Source organism: Deltaproteobacteria bacterium, from assembly GCA_019912665.1.
Lineage (GTDB): Bacteria > Desulfobacterota > GWC2-55-46 > GWC2-55-46 > GWC2-55-46 > UBA5799.
Window position 1 is genome coordinate 1 of the sequence record JAIOIE010000016.1, and the last position, 2,653, is coordinate 2,653.

1 protein-coding gene and 1 pseudogene are annotated in these 2,653 nt (G+C 68.8%); both read left to right on the plus strand.

Going from position 1 to position 2,653, the window contains the following annotated elements:
• Nucleotides 1-109 precede the first annotated feature (109 nt).
• Nucleotides 110-1,678, plus strand: a pseudogene (gene istA / locus K8I01_04420) (IS21 family transposase).
• A 19-nt stretch (nucleotides 1,679-1,697) separates the two neighbouring features.
• Nucleotides 1,698-2,453 carry an IS21-like element helper ATPase IstB gene (istB, locus tag K8I01_04425; protein MBZ0219660.1) on the plus strand — a complete coding sequence of 252 codons (756 nt, stop codon included), beginning with the start codon at nucleotides 1,698-1,700 and terminating at the stop codon, nucleotides 2,451-2,453.
• Nucleotides 2,454-2,653: the final 200 nt, after the last annotated feature.

Sequence of the window (2,653 nt, forward strand, 5' to 3'; positions counted from 1 at the left end):
CCTCGGGGGACGGTCAAAACCGGCCAGTTGGGGTCACCTGAAAACCGGCCAGTCGTGAAGCTGGTCGCGGACGTTGACGCCGCGTGGGCCATGAGGTTGCCACGCGGGGATGGGCAACGTCTTGAACCCCGAACAACAAGAGCAAGTGCGAGCGCTGGGCCGGCTGGGCTGGTCGCTGCGCCGGATCCAGGCCGCGACCGGAGTGCACCGGGACACGGTGCGCAACTACTTGCAGGCAGCTGGGATCCGGATGCGGCGGGAACGAGCGCGTCGCCTCGAGGCTGACGATCCAAATCCGGCCAGTCAGGCGACCCCCGGCTCGGGGACGGGGCCAAATCCGGCCAGTCAGGTGACCCCCGGCTCCGACGCCGCGCCAGCAACCGAGTCGCTGACTTCGGCTGCCAGAAGCCGCTGCGAGGACCACCGGGATCTGATCTTGCGTGCGCTGGACCAGGGGCGCAACGGCAAGTCGATCTGGCAGGAGCTGGTTGATCGCCACGGTTTCGCCGGCAGCTACCAGTCGGTGAAGCGTTTCGTGCGCAGGCTGCAGCCGTCGTCTTTGGTGGCGCATCCGCGGATCACGACGGCGCCAGGCGAAGAAGGGCAAGTGGACTACGGCACGGGGCCGTTGGTGAAGCACCCGAAGACGGGGAAGTACCGGCGCACGCGGCTGTTCGCCCTGACCCTCGGATGCAGCCGGAAGGCGATCTGGCTGCTGGCTTGGCAGTCGAGCTCGAAGGGGTGGTGCGAGTTGCACGAGATGGCGTTCCGTCGGCTCGGTGGCGCGCCCCGGACGATCGTGCTCGACAACCTGCGCGAGGGCGTGGTCCTGGCCGACGTGTACGACCCGACGCTCAATCCGCTCTACCGGGACATGCTCGCGCACTACGGCGTGGTGGCGTTGCCGGCGCGAGTCCGTCATCCGGATCGCAAGGGCAAGGTCGAGTCCTCGGTCGGATTCGCGCAGAAGACGCCGCTCGCCGGCCAGCGCTTCGACTCGATCGAAGAGGCGCAGCGTCATCTTGATCACTGGGCGGAGCGCTGGGCGGACAAACGCATCCACGGCACGTGCAAGCGCCAGGTGGCCGAGATGTTCGCAGAGGAGCGGGCGTCGCTGCTGCCGCTGCCGGTCGAGCCATTCCGCTACTACCAGCATGCGGTGCGAGTGGTGCATCTCGACGGCTGCATCGAGGTCGCGAAGGCGTACTACGCGGTGCCACCGGGTCGCATCGGCCGCGAGGTGCACGTGCGCTGGGATGACTGCCGCGTGCGGATCCTCGATCCGGAGACGGGCCAGCTCCTGCGCGAGCATCTGCGGACCAAGGACGGCTTCTTCCGCGTCGATCCGCGGGACCGCAGCCCGCGCACGCCGCCACAGATCGAACAACTGGTGCAGCGGGCACGCGTCGCCGGCAAGCACGTCGGCGTACTCTGCGAGCGCATCGAGCAGCGTCGCCGCCAATACGCGGCGCGCGAGATCCTCGGCGTGCTGTCGCTGGTGAAGCGCCACGGCATCGAGTGGATCGAAGCCTGCTGCCGCACCGCCCTCGCGCGCGACGTCGACAGCTACCGCGTCGTCGCGCGCTTGGCCAAGCGACCCCACGACCCGACGGCGCTGCTGCAGCAGGCCGACGGCCTCATCCGTGACCTGAGCCACTACCGCGACGTGGTGCGTCGCATGACCGAGACCCAAGACCATGAACACGACCGAACTCGATCGCTCCCTCCGCAAGCTCCGCCTGTCGGGCATGGCCGCGACGCTGCCGACGAGGATCGTGCAGGCCCAGGCGGAGAGCCTGTCCCCGCATGACTTCCTCGCCAACCTGGTGCACGACGAATTGAATCGTCGCGCCGATCGCCTGATCGAACGCCGCGTCAAGCACGCGGGATTCCGCGATCGCGGGCGCACGCTCGACAACTTCGACTTCGCCTTCAACCCGCGCATGGACAAGCGGCTGATCTTCGAACTGGCGTCGTGCCGCTTCGTCGCCGAACAGAAGGATGGCCTCTTCCTCGGCCCGCCGGGCACCGGCAAGAGCCACCTGGCGCAGGCGATCGGGCTCGCCGCCATCCACCACGGCTACGACGTGGTCTATCGCGAGGCGCATGCGCTCGTCGAACAACTCGCCGACGCGACGCTCGACGGAACCCGCAAGGACTTCCTGCAGCAGATCGGCAACGCGAAACTGCTGATCATCGACGACCTCGGCATGCGGAAGCTGCCGCACACCGCCGCCGAGGACCTGCTCGAGGTCATCATGCGCCGCTACGAACGCGCCAGCACGATCATGACCTCCAACCGCCCCGTCGAAGACTGGGGCAAACTGCTCGGCGACAACGCCGCCGTCAGCGCCCTGCTCGACCGGCTACTGCACCACGCCAACGTGCTCAAGTGCGGCCCCAAGAGCTACCGCACCCGCGCCGGCAAGGACGGGTCAGCGTCGCCGAGCTGACTCCCGCGCCGGCGGGACTCAGCAAGCGCCGCGCCCGCGCAGCGCGGTCACGGCGCTCGCGTCGTCCCTTGCACCGGCGCTCGCACCCGACTGCTCACGGTTTGGCGGCTGGCGCTGCGGCCCCGGGAAACCCGGGGGGCCGCAGCTGGCCGCAGACAGCCGGGGAGTGGAGAGGAGGTTGGAGAGGGTTGCGCTCGGAG

Excerpts from the sequence above, each read along its gene's own strand:
- istB (MBZ0219660.1), top strand. The coding sequence starts at position 1,698 with ATGAACACGACCGAACTCGATCGCTCCCTCCGCAAGCTCCGCCTGTCG.